Annotated in this window: 24 protein-coding genes; 13 read left to right on the top strand and 11 right to left on the bottom strand. The window is 57.5% G+C overall.

All coding sequences use genetic code 11. The annotated features are described in order from the left end of the window. Entirely contained in the window at positions 1-276 is a 276-nt protein-coding gene (locus GOV53_RS11140) for a DUF1467 family protein (protein WP_170466629.1), read from the top strand. Between the two features lie 3 nt (positions 277-279). Here GOV53_RS11140 and GOV53_RS11135 read toward each other — a convergent pair whose 3' ends face one another. Together GOV53_RS11135 and GOV53_RS11130 are read right to left on the bottom strand one after the other, a co-directional pair. Next, entirely contained in the window at positions 280-978 is a 699-nt protein-coding gene (locus tag GOV53_RS11135) for an EI24 domain-containing protein (protein ID WP_170466626.1), read from the bottom strand. Then, positions 975-1,553: a nitroreductase family protein gene (locus GOV53_RS11130; RefSeq protein WP_170466623.1), complete on the bottom strand. Its 579-nt coding sequence runs from the start codon at positions 1,551-1,553 to the stop codon at positions 975-977. The genes GOV53_RS11135 and GOV53_RS11130 overlap by 4 nt, the downstream gene beginning before the upstream one ends. A gap of 137 nt (positions 1,554-1,690) precedes the next feature. Between GOV53_RS11130 and GOV53_RS11125 the strand changes: the two genes are divergently transcribed. After that, positions 1,691-1,966, top strand: a complete 276-nt coding sequence (locus GOV53_RS11125) for a DUF167 domain-containing protein (RefSeq protein ID WP_170466620.1) — start codon at positions 1,691-1,693, stop codon at positions 1,964-1,966. Here GOV53_RS11125 and GOV53_RS11120 read toward each other — a convergent pair. Then, on the bottom strand, positions 1,954-2,202 hold the full coding sequence (locus tag GOV53_RS11120; RefSeq protein ID WP_170423018.1) for a hypothetical protein: 249 nt from the start codon (positions 2,200-2,202) through the stop codon (positions 1,954-1,956). The genes GOV53_RS11125 and GOV53_RS11120 overlap by 13 nt on opposite strands. A gap of 122 nt (positions 2,203-2,324) precedes the next feature. Here GOV53_RS11120 and GOV53_RS11115 point away from each other — a divergent pair, with 122 nt between their 5' ends. From GOV53_RS11115 to GOV53_RS21315, 5 genes are all read left to right on the top strand, one after another. Further along, positions 2,325-3,032 (top strand): M48 family metalloprotease, encoded by a 708-nt coding sequence (locus tag GOV53_RS11115; protein ID WP_170466617.1) that lies wholly within the window; start codon positions 2,325-2,327, stop codon positions 3,030-3,032. Further along, positions 3,029-3,397 carry a YigZ family protein gene (locus GOV53_RS11110; RefSeq protein WP_170466615.1) on the top strand — a complete coding sequence of 123 codons (369 nt, stop codon included), beginning with the start codon at positions 3,029-3,031 and terminating at the stop codon, positions 3,395-3,397. The genes GOV53_RS11115 and GOV53_RS11110 overlap by 4 nt, the downstream gene beginning before the upstream one ends. Before the next feature lie 68 nt (positions 3,398-3,465). Then, positions 3,466-3,741, top strand: coding sequence for a DUF6455 family protein (locus GOV53_RS21320; protein WP_302477695.1), 276 nt, complete (start codon positions 3,466-3,468; stop codon positions 3,739-3,741). Continuing rightward, a complete protein-coding gene (locus GOV53_RS11105) occupies positions 3,729-4,001 on the top strand; it encodes a DUF6455 family protein (protein WP_170466612.1) in 273 nt (90 codons plus the stop codon). Before GOV53_RS21320 ends, GOV53_RS11105 begins: the two co-directional genes overlap by 13 nt. Further along, positions 3,890-4,258 carry a DUF6455 family protein gene (locus GOV53_RS21315; protein ID WP_367648774.1) on the top strand — a complete coding sequence of 123 codons (369 nt, stop codon included), beginning with the start codon at positions 3,890-3,892 and terminating at the stop codon, positions 4,256-4,258. The genes GOV53_RS11105 and GOV53_RS21315 overlap by 112 nt, the downstream gene beginning before the upstream one ends. On the opposite strand, the gene GOV53_RS11100 is transcribed toward GOV53_RS21315, so the two are convergent. Further along, a complete protein-coding gene (locus GOV53_RS11100; protein WP_170466609.1) occupies positions 4,259-4,501 on the bottom strand; it encodes a CDGSH iron-sulfur domain-containing protein in 243 nt (80 codons plus the stop codon). Between the two features lie 214 nt (positions 4,502-4,715). Here GOV53_RS11100 and GOV53_RS11095 point away from each other — a divergent pair, with 214 nt between their 5' ends. After that, positions 4,716-4,904, top strand: coding sequence for a hypothetical protein (locus tag GOV53_RS11095; RefSeq protein ID WP_058275732.1), 189 nt, complete (start codon positions 4,716-4,718; stop codon positions 4,902-4,904). Between the two features lie 132 nt (positions 4,905-5,036). Next, positions 5,037-5,393: a diacylglycerol kinase gene (locus tag GOV53_RS11090; protein WP_170466606.1), complete on the top strand. Its 357-nt coding sequence runs from the start codon at positions 5,037-5,039 to the stop codon at positions 5,391-5,393. A 539-nt stretch (positions 5,394-5,932) separates the two neighbouring features. Here GOV53_RS11090 and rimO read toward each other — a convergent pair. Beyond that, positions 5,933-7,321, bottom strand: a complete 1,389-nt coding sequence (rimO, locus tag GOV53_RS11085) for a 30S ribosomal protein S12 methylthiotransferase RimO (protein WP_170466603.1) — start codon at positions 7,319-7,321, stop codon at positions 5,933-5,935. Positions 7,322-7,415: 94 nt separating this feature from the next. Between rimO and GOV53_RS11080 the strand changes: the two genes are divergently transcribed. Then, positions 7,416-9,374: an AsmA family protein gene (locus GOV53_RS11080; RefSeq protein ID WP_170466600.1), complete on the top strand. Its 1,959-nt coding sequence runs from the start codon at positions 7,416-7,418 to the stop codon at positions 9,372-9,374. A gap of 44 nt (positions 9,375-9,418) precedes the next feature. Here GOV53_RS11080 and GOV53_RS11075 read toward each other — a convergent pair whose 3' ends face one another. From GOV53_RS11075 to GOV53_RS11060, 4 genes are read right to left on the bottom strand one after another with little or no spacing between them, the layout of a single operon-like run. Next, the gene (locus GOV53_RS11075; RefSeq protein WP_170466597.1) at positions 9,419-10,915 is read right to left on the bottom strand and encodes a phosphomannomutase/phosphoglucomutase; all 1,497 of its coding nucleotides are present in this window, start codon (positions 10,913-10,915) and stop codon (positions 9,419-9,421) included. A 14-nt stretch (positions 10,916-10,929) separates the two neighbouring features. Next, on the bottom strand, positions 10,930-11,763 hold the full coding sequence (gene kdsA / locus GOV53_RS11070) for a 3-deoxy-8-phosphooctulonate synthase (protein WP_170466593.1): 834 nt from the start codon (positions 11,761-11,763) through the stop codon (positions 10,930-10,932). 5 nt (positions 11,764-11,768) lie between these two features. Continuing rightward, positions 11,769-13,343 (bottom strand): capsule biosynthesis protein, encoded by a 1,575-nt coding sequence (locus GOV53_RS11065; RefSeq protein WP_170466590.1) that lies wholly within the window; start codon positions 13,341-13,343, stop codon positions 11,769-11,771. Then, complete coding sequence (locus tag GOV53_RS11060) at positions 13,321-13,980, bottom strand: ABC transporter ATP-binding protein (protein WP_170422996.1); 660 nt, start codon at positions 13,978-13,980, stop codon at positions 13,321-13,323. Before GOV53_RS11060 ends, GOV53_RS11065 begins: the two co-directional genes overlap by 23 nt. Positions 13,981-14,210: 230 nt before the next feature. Here GOV53_RS11060 and GOV53_RS11055 point away from each other — a divergent pair, with 230 nt between their 5' ends. Then, positions 14,211-14,798 (top strand): uracil-DNA glycosylase family protein, encoded by a 588-nt coding sequence (locus GOV53_RS11055; protein WP_170466588.1) that lies wholly within the window; start codon positions 14,211-14,213, stop codon positions 14,796-14,798. Then, complete coding sequence (locus GOV53_RS11050) at positions 14,791-15,579, top strand: SseB family protein (protein WP_170466585.1); 789 nt, start codon at positions 14,791-14,793, stop codon at positions 15,577-15,579. Before GOV53_RS11055 ends, GOV53_RS11050 begins: the two co-directional genes overlap by 8 nt. 35 nt (positions 15,580-15,614) lie before the next feature. On the opposite strand, the gene yghU is transcribed toward GOV53_RS11050, so the two are convergent. Next, positions 15,615-16,493 (bottom strand): glutathione-dependent disulfide-bond oxidoreductase, encoded by an 879-nt coding sequence (yghU, locus tag GOV53_RS11045; RefSeq protein WP_170466582.1) that lies wholly within the window; start codon positions 16,491-16,493, stop codon positions 15,615-15,617. Positions 16,494-16,743: 250 nt separating this feature from the next. Between yghU and GOV53_RS11040 the strand changes: the two genes are divergently transcribed. Continuing rightward, positions 16,744-17,262, top strand: coding sequence for a YHS domain-containing (seleno)protein (locus tag GOV53_RS11040; protein WP_170422988.1), 519 nt, complete (start codon positions 16,744-16,746; stop codon positions 17,260-17,262). 51 nt (positions 17,263-17,313) lie between these two features. Here the strand turns inward: GOV53_RS11040 and GOV53_RS11035 are convergent, their stop codons facing one another. After that, on the bottom strand, positions 17,314-17,964 hold the full coding sequence (locus GOV53_RS11035) for a J domain-containing protein (RefSeq protein WP_170466579.1): 651 nt from the start codon (positions 17,962-17,964) through the stop codon (positions 17,314-17,316). Positions 17,965-18,079 lie beyond the last annotated feature (115 nt).

Raw genomic sequence — 18,079 nt, 5'->3', positions numbered from 1 at the left:
ATGACGATTACTGCTGCGGCGGTTCTGTTCGCTGTGATCTGGTTCATGACCTTGCTGGTGGTGCTGCCCATCCGCATCAAGACGCAGGGTGATCTGGGTGATATCGTACCGGGCACCCATTCGGGTGCGCCGGAAGTGCATCACATGAAAAAGAAGATGTGGATCACCACCGGAATAACGGTGGTGCTCTGGGCAATCATAGCCGGAATTATCCTGTCTGGCCTGATTTCGGTGCGCGACTTCGACTGGTTGAATCAGATGGGGCCGCGCGGCTGACCGCTAGGCCATGGGCCGCGCCAGCTTGTGATAGATGTGGGTGAATGTCGCGGCTCCGATGATCGGGATCACGAGATTCACTAGCGGCACCGATAGCGGGATTGCCATCAATGTTCCTGCGATCCAAATAGTTGTCGCATGTTTGGCGCGCAGTTTACGCGCGCCTTCGCGACCGACCCGGCGCATAGCCGCCAAGGTGAAATATTCCCGACCTAGCAGGAACCCGTTCATGGCCCAAAAGATAAACGGGGCCAGAGGGGTGAATATCGCATAGAGGATCAGAGCCAGTAGGTTGGCGGCAATCAGAACGCCCATAAAGCCCAACCCGTCGATTACGCTCTCCCGGAATGGGATGCCGGGCACCTTCGGTAAGCTTGGGTAGTGCTTGTCTTCGACAGCTTGTGCGACCTCTTCCAGAAACATCGACGTGATCGCCGAGGCCACTGGGACCATCAGGAAAACCGGCAGGACCAGAACGACGAAGATGCCGGAGTAGTTCAGCACGTCGTTCAGCCACGGCACAGCCCCGACAAAGGGCAGAGAGATTTCGTTACCCGACAGCCAGTTGATCAGCCAGATCGCCATTGCACAGGCGGCGATCAGCAGCACGACTGTCAGGCCGACCCCGCGCAGTAGGACAGCCCGGAACTTTGGGTCTCCGATCTGACCGAGGGCTGCGAAGAAGGCGTTGAAGATGATCATTCCGTGACCCATTCCGTCAATGCGGCCACGTCGGGGCGGGGGCGCTCGGGCGGGGTGCTGCCTTCGGTTGCGATATGGATCAGGCCCGCAACGCGCTCGTTATCTTGCAGCCCAAAGGCCTTTTGGCAAAAGGCCTTGTCATGGGTTTGCCAGCCAGACAGCCAGTTGGCACCCCACCCGGCCGCAAGGGCGGCATTCAGAAGGGCCAGGCACACCGCGCCAGCAGAATAGGTCTGTTCGATCGCCGGGATCTTTTCCGAAGGCTTTTGTACTTCAATCACCGTAACTGCCAAATGGCCCATGTCGAATTGGGTGCGCGCCTTGGCGATGTCCTCGGGGGATTTGCGCAGGGCAGCGCCGCATTCTTCGGTTAGTTGTGCCAGCCGTGACATGGCACCTTTCTCCAGCACAACAAAGCGCCAGGGCTCCAGCTTGCCATGGTCGGGGCTGCGTGCGGCCGCGGTCAACAGTGGCAATAGCTGTTCCCGCTTAGGTGCGGGTGCAACCAGTGTTTTCGCGGGTCGCGAGCGGCGTGTTTGCAGAAACTCCAGAGCGGCCGGATTCTTCAAGGACATATGTTAACTTCCTTTACATAGGCGGTTGTGTATGTGGTTGAACATCTGGCGTGTTTCAAGAGCAAGCGGCTGGATGCAGGGGATCATTTTCATTCCCTGAACGATCGTGCAAGTCTGTTGATCAGGAAGTGGGGACGATGGCCAAGCCAAAACTGCAAAACATGCCGGATCTGAGCCAACGGGCGGTGCCGGGGGCAGAGATTTCGGTCACAGTCACGCCCAAGGCCGCAAGAGACGGCATTGCAGTTCATGACGGCGCTATTCGCATCGCTGTCACGGCACCGCCCGAAAACGGGAAGGCGAATGCAGCCGTGCGTGCCATTTTGGCCAAGGCAATGGGGGTGGCACCGTCAAAGCTGACCCTTAAACGGGGTCAGACATCGCGCGAGAAAACCTTTGTCTATTCGCTTTGACCCGATGTTTCACGGATCTGGTACACGCCCTCGGGCAGGTCCAACGCGGCGGCCAGATCGCGCACCTGTTCGGGGGACAGGGTGATCCTCAGAATCTGATCCGTGCGCGGGTCCAATTGTTCAAGCGTCACACATTCGGCGAAGCTGTTGATGACGACATCCTCTTGCAAAGGCTTTGGGCCTTCGTCCACCAGAGTAATGACGGTCGAGTCGAATTCATGCTCAATCGAAAACATATTGTCAGAGTGCAGGCCGGGCGGTCGCAATGCAACCCGTACCTTGGCAATCCCACAGTGGCGATCCCCTGGCAGGCGCGCTATGGTTTGAAAAACGGTCCGCCCGTTTCAAAGGATATAGAATGCGCCGTCTGATCTGTTTGTTGCTTCCCCTGTTTCTGGCGGCGTGCGGCGCCAACACCTTGCGTGTGCAGCCCGTGGGTGAATGGTCGCCAGAGACGGAGGCGTTCCGCGCCCAGGCGGAGACTTTCAGACAGGTCAGTCAGCAAGTTGGAGAGCAGGCTCGCCGGGAATGCGTGCGGCGCGCAAATGTCGCCAATTGCGATTTCACGATACTGGTCGACCTGAATCCAAACGCTGAGGCCAACGCCTTTCAGACGCTGGACGACAAAGACCAGCCCGTCATCATTTTCACCCGGTCGATGATCGAATCCGCAGCCAACGCGGATGAATTAGCCTTTGTTATGGGGCATGAGGCCGCCCATCATATCCTGCGTCATATTCCGCGGCAGTCCCGAAACGCGCGCGACAGCGCGGCGATCTTTGGTGAACTCGCCCGGTTGGGCGGTGCGGACGGCGCGGCCATTGAAGAAGCGCAAAAATTGGGCGCACAGGTCGGGGCGCAGGTCTACATAAAAGACTTTGAGCTGGAAGCCGATCAGTTGGGCACAATCATAACCTATAATGCTGGGTACAACCCGTTGATCGGCGCTAAGTACTTTGACCGGCTTCCCGATCCAGGCGACAGTTTTCTGACGTCGCACCCCCCGAACGCTCAGCGTGTTGAAATTGTTCAGGAAACGGCGCGGAAGATCGGGCTGACGCAATGACATCACTGGTGCAGATGGGCGTGATCCTGACGGACCGTGGGTCAAAATACGCTGTGTCCGGGGCCTCGGTTCAGAGCCGGGATGATGTGGATGCCGTATTAAAAGAGCTCAAGGCCGATAAAAGCTATGCCAAAGCGACGCACAATACGTGGGCGGCGGTGCTGCCCACAGGTGGGCTCAAGGCTGATGACGGTGAAAGTGGCGCGGGGATGGTGATCCTGCGCATGCTCGAAAGAGCAGGGCTGGACGACCATGTCGTCATCGTAACCCGCTGGTACGGCGGGAAAAAGCTTGGCGGAGACCGCTTTCGCCGAGTGCAGGACGCCACGCGGGCGTATCTTGACCATATCGGTGTGGGGTCTTGACCTGAGTCAAAGGCTCGCCTGAGCATCCGCGTTATCCTTTCTGGACTGTGCGACAGGGAGAGAGCGCTATGCGAGGCAAGGATACTCTGAAACGACATGCAGCACTGGTAGACAGAATGGCAACCCGCGTGGGGGTCGATCTGGAAAGTGCAGCGATTGGCGGTGAAGTCTCAATCGATCAGATTTCCGAGGCAGTCTTGCGGTGCAGCGACTGCTCGAACCCGGGCCATTGCGAACAATTCCTTGGGCAACCGGCCCAAGATCGTAAGACACCAGAGTACTGTCGAAACACCGCATTGTTTGATCGGCTGACATCAATATCGGAAAGCGAATGCAACAGTTAGGAAAAACCATGGGCCATCATCGCCTTGTGTTGCGCATGGGGCAGGTGGTGGGCTCAGATATTGTGGCCGAACATCGACAAGGACGTCTGAGCCAGGAAGACTGGGCCGAGATGGTTCGGCGGTGTCAGGGATGCGAATGGGCCTGCAGATGCAAGGACTGGTTGCAGAACAGGGAATTTGCTCAGGACGCCCCGGAAACCTGCCCGAACCGCGAAAAATTTGCGGTGCTTCGGGCGCAGCAAGGACGGGATTGCCAATGAGCCGGGACAGTCTGGGAGATGTTGAAAAACACTTCTGGCTGACCAGGTCGGTGGCTAGGTGCATGGACATCTCATTAACCGAAGCGATGGCCGAAGGGCGACTGTCCGCGAACGAATATTCTCGAATCGTAACGCGCTGCCGTGCTGCGAATTGCAGCGGTCAATGCGAGGTTTGGCTGTCGCAACAACAGGCCCAAGCCGCATCGGCGCCGGAGTTTTGCGCCAATGCGGACCGTTTGAACGCGCTAAAGGCCTAGTCAGAGCTTGGAATGCGCCCCGTCGCACAGTGGCGGATTAGAGGTTTGTTTACAGCCACAAAAGAACACTTTCTTACTAGATTCTGCCGTGTATTTCACCGGCTCGAAATCTGTTCCCTTGTGTGAGCCATCGCAGAACGGCTGCCGTTCGGATTTGCCGCAACTACACCAAAAATAGCTTTTGCCCTCGGTCACTTCGACCGGATAGGGGGCTTTTTGGGCGATATTTGGCCGATCTGACATGTGGCTCCTCCGCTGTTGGCTGATGTCGTGAAACAACTATAGGGCCATTGCACCCAAGGTGTAGCGGGCCTTTCATCCCCAGCACCAAAAGCATGGTTTTGCCGCTCTCACAATTCTGTGATTGATTTTGTTGCAATAATATCAATGAGGTCGTATTTTGAGACTGGCCCGAGGTTGTAGGTCAATAGGAAAAATTTTTAGAGGATTGACGGACATGAAACTTAAATTCGCTGCCGTAAGCGCAATCGCCCTGGTTTTGGCTGCATGCTCGCAGCAGGAAGAACCGACACCGGTGTACATCACGCCCGAATATGACAAGTTTGGCACGCCGAGCTGTCCGGCAGGAACCGAATTGGCCACGACCGAAGCGGGTCAGACCATCTGTAACCCGGTCGCTCAATAAGCTTTCCGCGAGCGGCTTTCTTCAAGGCCGCTCGCACACCCACGAAATTCAAAACCGCCCAAGGGCGGTTTTTTTCTTGTCTCCGGCCTGTTGATCAGGTTTCTGTGTGGTCCACAAAACGACCGAGGACTCATGAAAAACTTCTTCTCGCGCCTGAAGGATCGCACCAGATGGAGCTGGCAGGGTCTGTCTGTTTCGTGGCGCGAAGAATACTCGTTCCGGTGTTGGGTTTGGGCAAACCTCATCTCAGCAGCTTTGGCTATCTTACTTCCGCTCTCAGATGGTTTGCGCGCCCTCATACTGGTGTTGGGGCTTTTTGTGTTGATCGCGGAACTGTTCAATACCGCGATCGAACGTGCGGTGGACCACACATCAACCGACCACAATATTCTGGCGGGTCAGGCCAAAGACACGGCCAGCGCAGCTGTGTCCTTGACTGCGGTCGCGGCGGGCGTCGCTTGGGTCGTGGCCTTGCTGAGCCTGTTCTGAGGCAAAGCTAACTGTATATCAGTACGGCGAGAAGCTGGGATGGAGCTGCCGGCTTTTGGTTCCGTAAAGCGGTGGGAAATAAGTCGGAGAAGGCCATCTGTTGTAATGACCGAAAGACCGGCGATGTTTTTTCCTGACAGGCTTTGTGTAGTACACTCGCGGTTTCGTCTTGTGGTAATGAACCTTCGGTGTCCCTTTGAGATCATAGCCCTTCGGCTTGGATTTGCGCACGTAGACTTTGGGCGTGACGTAGTAGCGGTTCACGGGATGCGTACTGCGAATATGCAAGGTCACTGACCCAGAGCGTACGGAAAGAAACCCTCCTGAGCTAGAGCCGTAACCGTTGGCTAATGCTGGTGCCGCAAAAAGATGCGTGGCAATGACCGCAGCGGCACATGTAGCTGCAATGGAATGCAGACAAGACATTGGACCCTCCTACTTCTGTAACGAAGTGCCCTGCCATAGTCCGCCAATTTTGAACAGAATCCAAATGAACTTGGCTCACGCTTCTCCGATCCGGAGTGATCGGGCAGGGTGCGTCAGCGCAACTTACCCCACAGATCGTATTCTCCGGCCTCGTCAACTTCGACCGACACGATGTCACCGGGTTTCAGGTTTTCGAACCCTTCGTCAATGAACAGGTTGCCGTCAATCTCAGGGGCGTCTGCCTTGGTGCGGCAGGTGGCCGCCTCATCATCGATCTCGTCTACGATCACATCAAGGGTCCGGCCAACCTTTGCCGCCAGCTTGGCCTCAGAGATTGCCTGCGCCTTCTCCATAAAGCGTTCCCAGCGCTCTTGCTTGACCTCAGCAGGGACGTGATCCGGAAGATCGTTGGACCGCGCGCCATCAACGTTTTCGTATTGAAAGCAGCCGACCCGATCCAGTTGCGCCTCATCCATCCAGTCCAACAGGGTCTGGAACTCGGCCTCGGTCTCGCCCGGGTAGCCTACGATGAAGGTCGAGCGCAGGGTGATATCGGGGCACGTCGCGCGCCAAACGGCGATCTCATCCAGTGTCTTGGCCGCTGCAGCGGGGCGCGCCATGCGTTTCAGAACGTCCGGGTGGGCGTGTTGGAACGGAATGTCCAGATAGGGCAGCACGTTGCATCCCGCTTCGGCCATCAGCGGGATCAGCTCTCGCACATGCGGGTAAGGGTAAACGTAATGCAGCCGGACCCAGGCATCCAGCTGCCCCAGTTCGCGCGCCAGATCGGTGATATGGCTGCGCACCTCGCGATCTTTCCACGGGTTCACGTCGTATTTTCGGTCCAGCCCGTAAGCTGAGGTGTCCTGCGAGATCACCAACAGCTCGCGCACACCGTTATCGACCAGCTTTTCCGCTTCGCGCAGGATGGCACGAGCCGGGCGGCTGGCCAGTTTGCCGCGCATGTCCGGAATGATGCAGAACTTGCACTTGTGGTTACAGCCCTCGGAAATCTTGAGATAGCTGTAATGGCGCGGCGTCAGCTGCACGCTCGCGGCGGGCAGCAGGTCCACGAATGGATCGGGATCGGGCGGCACCGCCTGGTGCACGGCGTCCAGCACCTGTTCATACTGGTGCGGCCCGGTGACCGCCATGATGCGCGGGTGATGTTCGCGAATGTAATCCGGCTCGGCGCCCAAACATCCTGTCACGATGACTTTGCCGTTCTCCACCAAAGCCTCGCCAATCGCATCCAGAGACTCGGCCTTAGCGCTGTCGAGGAACCCGCAAGTGTTCACGATCACGGCATCCGCGCCTGAATAATCCGGTGAGATGCCGTAACCTTCGGCCCTGAGGCGCGTCAGAATGCGTTCGCTGTCGACCAGGGCCTTAGGGCAGCCCAACGAGACCATACCGATCGTCGGCTGGTTCGAACGTGGCGTCTCGGGCATCCGGGCGGCAGGCGCCAGGTCGGGGCGGAGGTTTGGCGGGTTCGTGGTCATGGCCGGGCATATAGTGGGGAACGCTTCCCCTTGCAAATGCGACGCAGGCTTTGGATGATCTTTTTAAACGCATGAAAAAGGCGGAGAGCAGAAAATGAAGTGGCTGTTGCGCATTCTATTCCTGTTAGTGGCGGTGTTTGGGCTGGTAATCGGCGCGCTGTTGCTGATGCCGGGCGACAAGCTGGCCACGATTCTGGCCGAGCAGGTTCGCGCGCAAACCGGCCGTGATCTGAAGCTGACCGGGGACGTCAACCTGTCCTTCTGGCCGGTGCTGGGGATGGAAACCGGTCCCGTGACCTTTGGAAACGCGTCCTGGGCCGGGCCTGAGCCGATGCTGAGCGCCGAGAGCCTGGCCGTTGGGGTAGACGCCTCGGCCCTGATTTCCGGTGACCTGCGCATCAAACGCGTGATTGCGGAAAACCCCGTTCTGCGGCTGGAATTGTCAGACGGTCGCGGCAACTGGGAGCTGTCGGCACCTGCAACCGTTGCCCCGGCCAATTCGACCAGCGGTGCGACCCCGCAAGGGCAGCAAGGAGAGGTGACACTGGATCACCTGAAACTTACAAACGCGCGTCTTCTGTACATCGAAAATGGCGCGACCAAGTTCGATTTTGCAAATGTCGATCTGGCCGCCAGTTGGCCGAACATCGCCGCCCCATTGAAAGTTCATGCCCAGATGGCGGTTCCCGGTGGGGCGGTCGATGTGGATCTGAGTATTCAGGACCTGCCCGCTTATGCCTCGGGTGTCGTAACGCCGTTGGATTTGACGCTCACAGCGCCCGGCGGAGATTTCGCCTTTGACGGCCGGGTCAATCTTGCCGGCGAGATGGCTGGTAGCCTGCGCGCCAAAACGACCAGCACAGAGCTTATGCTGGCCGCATTCGGGCAGGCCGGAATGGGCGTGCCGTTGGGGCTGGGGCGCGCGGCGGATGTTTCCGCGCAGATGACATACACTCAGAACGGGCGGATTTCGCTGCGCAATATGGTGGCGCAGCTGGATGACAACCGACTGACGGGTGAAGCGGATATCATGATCTCGGACCCACCTCAGATTACGGCACGGCTGGATGCAGGTGATCTGGACCTCAGCCGTTTCAATGATGGTGCGGCCACCGGTGGTGCGTCGCAAGCGTCGCCCGCGACGCCACAGAACGAAGGGTGGTCGACCGCGCCGATAGATGCCTCTGCGCTGGCTCTGGCGAACGGTAGAATCCGCCTCAAGGCCAATTCCATTGCAGTTCCGGGGCTGACGCTGGGGCCCAGCGATCTGACGCTGAACCTGGATCGGTCGCGCGCTGTTCTGCAAATGAACCCGGCCACTTTGTTCTCAGGCCAGTTGAACGGACAGGTCGTGGCGAACAATCGCAATGGTTTGTCTGTCGGCGGCAATCTGACCGCGGATGGAATCAACGTTCAACAAGCCCTGTCCACCTTGGGCGGCATCGAACGCCTGTCGGGCACCGGGTCTGGGTCATTCGAGTTTCTGGGGGTAGGGCAGACCGAAGATCAGATCATGCGCTCACTCAGCGGCAAGGGCCGTGTCGATGTAGGCCGGGGCGTGATCTCGGGCTTTGACTTGGACCGCCTGATGGGGCGGGGCGGGGGTGAGGCCGGGACGACCGTGTTCAACAGCCTGTCCGCCAGCTTCAACATTGATCAGGGTGTTTTGCGCAATGATGATCTGTTGATGTCGCTGGACAACTTTCGGGCGGACGGTTCGGGTCGTGTCGGCATCGGTAATCGTGACATCGACTATCTGTTCACGCCCGTCGCCCTTCGCGCCAACTCGGGCAATGGTATCGCGGTGCCTGTTCGGATCGTCGGACCATGGAGCAACCCGTCCATCAAACCCGACCTGACCAAAGTGATTGAAGCGGCTGCAGAGGGAAAAGCCAAAGAGCTTGAGGACGAAGCCAAGCAGAAGGTTTTCGAAAAGGTCGGGAATGAGTTGGACACAACGATCACCGACAGTGATCAGATCGAAGACGCCATCAAGAACAAGTTGGAAGACGAGTTGAACAAAGGGATATTGAAGCTTTTCGGCGGCAACTGACCTGAACGTTCCGGGGCCGCCCTGGCCCCGAAACGACAGAATGTTCAGATCGTCTGGTCGTAGTCGCCAACACCGGGTTCGGTGCGAATGACCGCGTCGATATCAGCAAAGATCGCACGCATTTCTTCTTCGCTTTCGCTGCTTTCGCAGACCACCACAAGGTTCGGAGTGTTCGAGGACGCGCGAACCAGACCCCAGCTGCCATTGTCCAGAATGACTCGAGCACCGTTGACGGTGACGACTTCTTTGATCGCGCGACCGGCAAAGCGGTCTCCGGCGTCTGCCTTGGCGACCAGCTTGTCGACCAGCCGTTTCAGGATGTCATATTTTTCTGTGTCAGCCGCGTAGGGTGACATGGTCGGCGTCGACCAGGTTTTGGGCAGGGCCTTGCGCAGATCCGACATGCTTTTGTCCGGGTTACGGTCCATCAGCTTGCAAATCTCAACTGCGACGCGCATGCCGCAGTCATAACCACGTCCGATGGGTTCGGCCAGGAAGTAGTGCCCCGATTTCTCAAAGCCCGCCAGAGCGTTGATTTCCTTGACACGGCGTTTCATGTGGCTGTGGCCGGTTTTCCAATAATCCGCTTTCACGCCATGCGCCTGCAACTCGGGGTCGCTGGCAAACAGGCCGGTCGATTTCACGTCGGCCACGAAGGTCGAGTTCGGGTACAGCTTGGCAAGGTCGCGGGCCATGATCACGCCGACCTTGTCGGCAAAAATCTCTTCACCCTCGTCATCCACAACACCGCAGCGGTCGCCGTCGCCGTCGAAGCCAAGGGCCAGATCGGCACCGCTGGATTTCACGCTGTCGGCCATGTCGTGCAGCATCTCCATGGCTTCGGGGTTGGGGTTGTAGTTGGGGAAGGTATAGTCCAGCCGATTGTGGCTGGGCACCACTTCGACGCCAATACGCTCGAAGATTTCCGGGGCAAAGGCCGAGGCGGTGCCGTTTCCGGTGGCGCAGACAACTTTCAACGGGCGAGACATTTTGAAGTCACCCACCAGATCGTCAATATAGGCCTCTTTCACGCCATCGACGAACTCATACGAACCGCCTTCATGGGCTACGCCCTCGCCGTTCAGGACAATGTCGCGCAGCTCCGACATCTCATCCGGGCCGTGGGTCAGCGGACGGTCAAAACCCATTTTGACCCCGGTCCAACCGTTGGGGTTATGGCTGGCCGTGACCATGGCCACAGCAGGAACGTCCAGATGGAACTGGGAAAAGTAGGCCATTGGGCTAAGTGCCGGGCCGATATCTTTGACCTGAATGCCAGCTTGCATCAGCCCCAGGATCAGTGCGTTTTTAATCGCCAAAGAGTAGTCGCGATAGTCGTTTCCGACCGCAATGACAGGATCAATCCCGCGTCTGCGCATCTGTGTGCCCAGACCAAGACCAAGTGCAGTCATGCCGGGCAGGTTGATCTCTTCGGGGTATTTCCAACGGGCATCATATTCACGAAAGCCCGTCGGTTTGATCATGGGGTCGCGCAAAAAACTCCAGGTGTTTGGTGTCACCTCGGGGATGGGTTTGGTCATGCTATTGCTCGTACTTAAATCTGGATCGGGATTGCTTTGGCCAATGCATCAAAGCGCATCAGTGTGTCAATCAGATGGGGCATCTCGTCCAGAGGGATCATGTTTGGCCCGTCAGATGGGGCGTTGTCCGGGTCCTGATGGGTTTCAATGAACACCGCTCCGATGCCCAGCGATACAGCCGCTCGCGCCATTACCGGAGCAAATTCGCGCTGCCCGCCCGAAGATCCGCCTTTGCCGCCGGGTTGCTGTACCGAGTGGGTCGCATCCATCACAACCGGATAGCCTGTCTTGGCCATTTGCGGCAGTCCGCGCATATCGGCCACCAACGTGTTGTAGCCGAAGGACGTTCCGCGTTCGGTCAGAAGTATGTTGTGGTTACCAGTGCTTTCTACCTTGTCAACGATATTGCCCATTTCCCAGGGGGCCAGGAACTGACCTTTTTTCACGTTCACTGCTTTGCCCGTGTTGCCAGCAGCCAGCAACATGTCGGTTTGGCGGCACAGAAAAGCCGGGATCTGCAACACATCCACAGCCTCGGCGGCTATGGCGCATTGGGCCTCGGAATGGACGTCCGTCAGGACCGGGATACCCATGCCCGAACGGATGTCATCCAGCACCTTCAGCCCTGCATCGATGCCCATCCCGCGCTTGCCCGATAAAGATGTGCGGTTCGCTTTGTCGTAGGACGCCTTAAAGACATACTGCGCGCCAGCGGCATCGCAGGCTTCTTTCATTGCGCCAGCGATCATTTGCGCATGATCCGCGGTTTCAAGCTGGCAGGGGCCGGCAATGATCGTCAGCGGCAGATCATTACCGACCGTCAGATCGGAGATTTTTACATGTTTCATGTGTCTTACGAGGATACCTGTTCACGAAGGACCGACGCGGTAAGCGAGATCATCAGGTAGATACCAGCAAACAACAGAAAAGCCAAAATCGTATTTTCGAACTTGCGCGGGTATGTGGGATCCTGACTTGGAACCGGATTTACGGATACCGTCAGATAGCGCACTTTACGGTTGGCTTCTGTCCGTGTGGTCTCCATTTGCTGCATGGCCGTCTGCAGCATCATATCCCGGGCCGCCAAATCAGCCTGAGCAATCTGAATGCGCACGCTCAGCCGCGCCAGCGAGTTTTCGCCAGCCGAGACGTCAAGCATTTCCGCGTTCAATTCTTCCAGTGCGTCTTCCAGACGCGCAACGTCCGCTCGCGCACCGTCGACTTTGGCCTGGTTGGGGCGCAGGTTGTCCAGCAGCGCGGCAAGCTGAAGTTCTTTTTCCTGCAACTGCGTTTCAAGGCCGTTGATCCGGGCACGCAGGCCCATAATAACGTTTTCAGGATCGAGAATCGCCCCTTGGAGCTGAAGCTCAATCAAGTCTTCTTGCGCTTTCTGGCGTTCTTTTTGCGCCATCTCAAACCCCGCCAAAGCATCGCGCATTTGGTCTTCGCGCTTCAACTCGGTCAGGCCGTTTATCCGTTCTTCGGCGTAAGCCAGCAAACGATTCGATATTGCGACCGCGATATCGGGGTTAGGTGCTGCAACTTCCATTCGGATGATGCCGTCACTTGGGTCATAGCCAATCGTAATCATCCGCTTGTACAACTTGTATGTCTCTTCGAGCGTTGCATCTGGCGCAAGGCGCTGAATCGGATCGATCCAGTCTTGCTCGAAGATCTCAGTAAAGCCCATGTCACGTTCCAGCCTCAGCAGGGCGTCCTTGGACTCCAGAAACTCTTGTGTGGCCACCGAGTCCTGAGCTGTCGCATATTGAGTGCCCGCGAGGAAGCCGCCAAACGACGCTCCGCCGCCGTCAGCTTGCAGGATAGAGAATGCCGAGTCGCTGGCGTACATGGGTGTCGCGATACGATAGAAATAGAGCCCCACAATAAACGTCGGCAAGAAGACAAAAACGGCGAGGCGTGCAAACAGCGCAAGCAATTTGCGGCGTCGGCGACGTGCGATGTCTTTTCGTATCTCGTCAATTTCCCGCTCGCGCCGTTGGGCCGGGGACATCTCGGGCCCAGGCAAGGACCCGCCACTCTCACTGACGGTCTGCGGCAAATGAATTCTTATCTTGCCTTTTGATTGGTCATCCGGGTCCGCCGCATCCCCCGCCAGGTTAAGCAAGTTTGCGCGATGAAAGGGGTCGATCCCTCTTTGGCGCAGCAACCGCACGGCATCATAGTCGGACGTCGCAGCCAGACCGTTTTTCTGTGCCAACCGGCGCGCGATCCGCAGTTGACGCCCCGTTAGACCTTCGCGCTTGATGGCGTCGATTTCGGTTCCCGGCTGCGGGTCATTGGCCGCTTCGGCTGGCTGCGTCGCCTTGCGAATACGCGAGATGGCGTCGGCGCGGGCTTCTTCCGTTCCCGCGCTGCGGCGTTTGCGTCGCCAGTTGTAGATACTAGCCTTGGGTTTGGTAGTCATATAGCTGCTTGGCCTCTTCCAAGGTGTCGAACATATAAAGCTGACCGTCCATAAGAACTGCCGCTTCTTGCGCAAATTTTTCCAGCACCGAGGGGCTGTGCGACACGATCACAAGCGTCGTGGTGCGCAGTTTTTCGCGTAGGATATCCCCGGCCTTTCGGTTGAACTCCACATCCGTGGATGCGGGCATGCCTTCATCGATAAGGTACATATCGAAATCCAGCGCCAGCATGAGGGCGAAGGTAAAGCGCCCCCTCATACCGCTGGAATAAGTCGCCAATGGTTGGTCGAAGTAATCACCCAAGTTGCAAAGCCACTTGCAATAAGCTTCAACGTAATCGGGGTCCATCCCATAGATATTGGCAACGTAGCGCGAGTTCTCCAAAGCCGACAGCTTGTTTGCCACACCACCGGAAAACCCCATCGGAAAGGAGACGCGGCAGGATTTTCGGATCACGCCTTCGTCAGGCTTTTCCAGCCCCGCCATCATGTTGATCAGGGTGGTTTTTCCAGTGCCGTTGGGTGCTAGAATGCCAACCGAGCGCCCCAGTTCGACCCGGAACGAGACATTGTCCAGGATCACCTTGCGGCGCGTCCCGGTCCAGAAGGACTTGCTGACATTCTCAAACTCAAGCATTCGGGGCCTGCTGCTTGCACCTTTTCGTTGGTCCGGTCGCGCCGGTGATAGAGGGGCGTTCCTACCCGTTTATATGGGCCACATTATGTCGAATTTTGACGGCAATGATCAATGTATCCACAGGCGTGCTGTTGGCAATGTGACTTTTCCATCTGTTGGACCCACGCCTTGCGTTGACTATCTTTCACCGTGACCGTCAACCAGTTTGATGCAGGAAACCTTGCTATCTGATGAATTCGCTTGAGAAAGAGATCGCCGCGTGCCGCATCTGCGCTGACCGTTTCGCTGCAACGCAAACGGCGCACCGACCCCGTCCTGTGGTTTGGTTTCGCGCCGGAACGCCTGTTCTGATTGCGGGACAGGCCCCGGGCGCGCGGGTGCATGCCTCAGGGCGGCCATTCACTGATCCCTCAGGCGATCGTTTGCGGGACTGGCTTGGGATAGATGAGACAGTGTTTTACGACAGATCTCGGGTTTCGATTGTCCCTATGGCTTTTTGTTTTCCGGGCTATGACGCTCGAAATGCGGATTTGCCGCCGCCGCCTGTCTGCGGACAGACGTGGCATGGCAGGGTCATGCAAACGTTGGGTGAGGTGCCTCTGACGATACTGGTTGGGGGACATGCTCACAAATACCACCTGAACGTCCGCGGCTCAGTTACCGAGACGGTGCGCAACTGGCGAGACCATGCGCCGCGCGTCTTTGCCTTGCCTCATCCGTCGTGGCGCAATACGGCATGGTTGAAGAAAAACCCGTGGTTCCAAGCCGACCTTCTGCCGGTTCTGCGTGCGCGGGTGCAAGAGGTTCTGAATGACTGAAGCAACGGCTCTGGATAATGCCCACGGGGCGATGACCGCTGATCCGCAGGATGATGCGGCGCGTTTGCGGTTCTTTGAACGGCTGGCCGACAGCGAATTGTTCCTGCTGCTGACTGAGGAAGCGAAGGACGAAAGTATCTCTCCAGAATTGTTCGACGTTGCGGATGGTCGTTTTGTTCTGGCGTTTGATCGCGAGGATCGGCTGGCGCGGTTCGCCGAGCGTCCCGTTCCGTATGTGGCGCTTTCGGGTCGCGTGTTGTCTGCGATGCTAGCCGGGCAGGGGATCGGACTTGGGCTGAACCTTGAAGTCGCACCGTCCTCGATGCTGATCCCGGCTGAGGCGCTGGGCTGGTTGGCTGAAACCTTGCAGCACGGCCCGGAAGAAGTTCAGCAGCAGTTGGAGGAGTTCCTTCCTCCTGCGGGTCTGCCCGATGATCTGCTGACGGCATTAGACGCGAAGCTTGCCACAGCCGTTGGATTGGCAGAGGCGGCCTATCTTGTTGGAACAAAATCCAAGGGCGGCGGTGCGGGTCATATGCTGGGGTTCATCGGTGCCGTCGAAGGCGCAGAGCCTGCTTTGGCCAAAGCTGCGTCCGAGGCGCTGACGTTTTCTGGGATAGAAGCAGGGGCTATGGATGTCGGGTTTTTCCGCGCACATGATCAGGTGGCGGCCTCATTGGCGCGGGTTGGCTTGCGGTTCGATCTGCCACAACCCGAAGCGCGTGTGGTGACTCAGACAATACCAGGCAGTGACCCGGAAAAACCACCAATTCTGAAGTAAGCCCCGCGACAGAATGATCGCGGGGCTCAATTTGATTATTCCGCAGCAGCTTCCAGTTTGTCCTGCGTGCGGGTTTCAAAATCGCTGGCTTCGTGACGCTCGTGCAGCTGCGTATGCAACTCACCAAAGGGGCGGTTGACCATGCGGCCGCGCTGCACCGCCGGGCGAGCGTCGATGGCTTTGGCCCAACGCATAACGTTTTTGTACGATTCAACGTCCAGGAACTCTGCAGCGCTGTAGAGACGGCCCAGAACCAACTGGCCGTACCAGGGCCAGATCGCCATGTCAGCGATGGTGTAGTCTTCGCCCGCGATAAACGTCTTGTCGGCCAGTTCGCGGTCCAGAACGTCCAATTGACGCTTGGTCTCCATCGCGAAGCGGTTGATCGGATATTCCCATTTCTCGGGCGCATAGGCGTAGAAATGACCAAAACCGCCACCCAAGTAAGGCGCGCTGCCCATCTGCCAGAAAACCCAGTTCATTACCTCGGTGCGCTCCGGGCCAGATTCGGGCAGGAACTCACCGAACTTTTCGGCCAGGTGAAACAGGATCGAAGCGCTCTCGAATACGCGCAACGGTTCGTCGCCCGAGCGATCCCAGAGGGCGGGGATTTTGGAGTTCGGGTTCGCCTCGACAAAGCCCGAGCTGAACTGATCGCCTTCGCCGATATTGATCAGCCAGGCATTGTATTCCGCACCTTCGTGGCCCAAGGCCAGCAACTCTTCCAACATCACGGTGACTTTCACGCCGTTTGGCGTTGCCAGTGAATACAGCTGCATCGGATGACGCCCAACCGGCAGATCCTTGTCGTGGGTGGCACCGGCAATGGGGCGGTTGATGTTGGCGAATTGGCCGCCGCTTTGGCTATCCCAGGTCCAGACCTTTGGGGGCGTATAGGTCGGTTGCTCGCTCATTTCTTGCCTTTCTGTGCAAAGTGCATGTGAATTGTCCGTCCGTCACAACAGCTAATGTTGCAAGCCACCGAGTCCAACCCCCAACGCAGCGGCTGTTTTGTAACATTCCTCACTTAACCTCTCACGTTTTCTCATTAGACGTCACAGCGCCGCGAGCAGGACTGCGCATCGGATGTGAATCACCTATTGTATGGTCAGACCCGCACGTTCGGGCAGATCAACAATCCCAAGGACAAAAGGACCGACCACCATGAAACGTTTTGCCCTGACAGTAGCTGCGGCGCTGACTTTTGCCGCTCCGGCCTTTGCTGGTGATCAATATGTGGACGGCACCGGATTTGCCGTATCCGGATATGACGTTGTCGCCTATCGCAGCCTGGATCAGGTTCCGGTCGGTCAGTCACAGCCCGAAGCCGTGCGTGGACGTGCGGACATCACTGCAGATTACAACGGTGCGACCTGGGCGTTTGCGACCGAAGAAAACCGTGACAAATTCCTGGAAAACCCCGCTTTTTATGCACCGCAATATGACGGGCATTGTGCCTATGGCGTGTCGAAAGGTGGCAAGGTTCCGGCAAACCCGAACCTGTGGCGCATTGTCGATGACAAGCTGTACCTGAACATCACAGATGTCGTGGTTGGCTTTTGGGAAGAAGACGTACCGGGCAACATCAATATTGCCGAAGGTAACTGGCCCGGTATCGAAGGCGACGGTGCTTCGACCAGCGTAATCCCGAAATTTACCTCGGAAGGCCCGATCACCAACTAAGTGGCCACTCACCAAACCAAAGCCCGGCAAAGTATAGCCGGGCTTTTTGCGTTAGTGGGCCAGCCAGAACTCATCGCGTATCTGCTGATCGGCTTCGAACCTGATCCGAACGCTTTTGGCTCCGGGAAACTTTCTCGCGGTGATGTTGTCCGGAACGACGACCTCGCCCGACCCGGAATCGTTGGATTGAAAGTTCAGAACTTCGGTTTCAGTCCGGCGTGATCCGGCCAGAACCGATGTCGGCAACGCGACGCGGTTTGGCCCCTGATGGACCGGCGTTGGAACAAAGAAGGTCAGGTGTCGTCCAAAGAAGCCCACTGCATCCGGGACATGGTCGGACTTGCACATGAGTTCCGCGTCCGAGAAATCGTCGTCGCCCGTTCTGTCGGGCAAGGCGGTGTTCAGCAGCGCCCGGCAAGCGTCGATGTCGGAGGTCTCCAGGGTGATAATGCGACGGCGCAACTTTGGGCGTCGCGGTTTGCCTGTGGTGCTTCCTTTGTTGGCAAACCCTTCCTTGCGCAAAAGGTCATAGGCCTCTTTAGCGCGTGTGAACCCGGAACAGTCGCCATGCGCCTGATCAGGATGCCCATGAAACGCGATATGCCGCCAGGCGTTGCGAATATCATCTGAGCTGGCGCTTTGATCCAATCCCAGGGCATACAAGGCCTCTGTGCGGGCTTTGATCTTTTCTGCAGATTCCATACCCAAAAACTCATTACAAAACCGATACAAATTCAGTTTGAACAGGGTGACAGTTTTGTCAATTTTCTTACGAAATTGAGGTAGCTACGCGAACAATCTCGGTTGGGTGCCTCGA

Source organism: Ruegeria arenilitoris (genome assembly GCF_013035315.1).
GTDB classification, from domain to species: Bacteria; Pseudomonadota; Alphaproteobacteria; order Rhodobacterales; family Rhodobacteraceae; genus Ruegeria; species Ruegeria arenilitoris_D.
The sequence above is the reverse complement of the archived record's forward strand: the minus strand, read 5'-3'. Positions and strand labels throughout refer to the sequence as shown.

What these genes read in the sequence shown, in the direction of transcription:
- GOV53_RS11140 (WP_170466629.1), top strand. Translation starts at nt 1, where the DNA reads ATGACGATTACTGCTGCGGCGGTTCTGTTCGCTGTGATCTGGTTCATG.
- GOV53_RS11135 (WP_170466626.1), bottom strand. Translation starts at nt 978, where the DNA reads ATGATCATCTTCAACGCCTTCTTCGCAGCCCTCGGTCAGATCGGAGAC.
- GOV53_RS11130 (WP_170466623.1), bottom strand. Translation starts at nt 1,553, where the DNA reads ATGTCCTTGAAGAATCCGGCCGCTCTGGAGTTTCTGCAAACACGCCGC.
- GOV53_RS11125 (WP_170466620.1), top strand. Translation starts at nt 1,691, where the DNA reads ATGGCCAAGCCAAAACTGCAAAACATGCCGGATCTGAGCCAACGGGCG.
- GOV53_RS11120 (WP_170423018.1), bottom strand. Translation starts at nt 2,202, where the DNA reads ATGTTTTCGATTGAGCATGAATTCGACTCGACCGTCATTACTCTGGTG.
- GOV53_RS11115 (WP_170466617.1), top strand. Translation starts at nt 2,325, where the DNA reads ATGCGCCGTCTGATCTGTTTGTTGCTTCCCCTGTTTCTGGCGGCGTGC.
- GOV53_RS11110 (WP_170466615.1), top strand. Translation starts at nt 3,029, where the DNA reads ATGACATCACTGGTGCAGATGGGCGTGATCCTGACGGACCGTGGGTCA.
- GOV53_RS21320 (WP_302477695.1), top strand. Translation starts at nt 3,466, where the DNA reads ATGCGAGGCAAGGATACTCTGAAACGACATGCAGCACTGGTAGACAGA.
- GOV53_RS11105 (WP_170466612.1), top strand. Translation starts at nt 3,729, where the DNA reads ATGCAACAGTTAGGAAAAACCATGGGCCATCATCGCCTTGTGTTGCGC.
- GOV53_RS21315 (WP_367648774.1), top strand. Translation starts at nt 3,890, where the DNA reads ATGCAAGGACTGGTTGCAGAACAGGGAATTTGCTCAGGACGCCCCGGA.
- GOV53_RS11100 (WP_170466609.1), bottom strand. Translation starts at nt 4,501, where the DNA reads ATGTCAGATCGGCCAAATATCGCCCAAAAAGCCCCCTATCCGGTCGAA.
- GOV53_RS11095 (WP_058275732.1), top strand. Translation starts at nt 4,716, where the DNA reads ATGAAACTTAAATTCGCTGCCGTAAGCGCAATCGCCCTGGTTTTGGCT.
- GOV53_RS11090 (WP_170466606.1), top strand. Translation starts at nt 5,037, where the DNA reads ATGAAAAACTTCTTCTCGCGCCTGAAGGATCGCACCAGATGGAGCTGG.
- rimO (WP_170466603.1), bottom strand. Translation starts at nt 7,321, where the DNA reads ATGACCACGAACCCGCCAAACCTCCGCCCCGACCTGGCGCCTGCCGCC.
- GOV53_RS11080 (WP_170466600.1), top strand. Translation starts at nt 7,416, where the DNA reads ATGAAGTGGCTGTTGCGCATTCTATTCCTGTTAGTGGCGGTGTTTGGG.
- GOV53_RS11075 (WP_170466597.1), bottom strand. Translation starts at nt 10,915, where the DNA reads ATGACCAAACCCATCCCCGAGGTGACACCAAACACCTGGAGTTTTTTG.
- kdsA (WP_170466593.1), bottom strand. Translation starts at nt 11,763, where the DNA reads ATGAAACATGTAAAAATCTCCGATCTGACGGTCGGTAATGATCTGCCG.
- GOV53_RS11065 (WP_170466590.1), bottom strand. Translation starts at nt 13,343, where the DNA reads ATGACTACCAAACCCAAGGCTAGTATCTACAACTGGCGACGCAAACGC.
- GOV53_RS11060 (WP_170422996.1), bottom strand. Translation starts at nt 13,980, where the DNA reads ATGCTTGAGTTTGAGAATGTCAGCAAGTCCTTCTGGACCGGGACGCGC.
- GOV53_RS11055 (WP_170466588.1), top strand. Translation starts at nt 14,211, where the DNA reads ATGAATTCGCTTGAGAAAGAGATCGCCGCGTGCCGCATCTGCGCTGAC.
- GOV53_RS11050 (WP_170466585.1), top strand. Translation starts at nt 14,791, where the DNA reads ATGACTGAAGCAACGGCTCTGGATAATGCCCACGGGGCGATGACCGCT.
- yghU (WP_170466582.1), bottom strand. Translation starts at nt 16,493, where the DNA reads ATGAGCGAGCAACCGACCTATACGCCCCCAAAGGTCTGGACCTGGGAT.
- GOV53_RS11040 (WP_170422988.1), top strand. Translation starts at nt 16,744, where the DNA reads ATGAAACGTTTTGCCCTGACAGTAGCTGCGGCGCTGACTTTTGCCGCT.
- GOV53_RS11035 (WP_170466579.1), bottom strand. Translation starts at nt 17,964, where the DNA reads ATGGAATCTGCAGAAAAGATCAAAGCCCGCACAGAGGCCTTGTATGCC.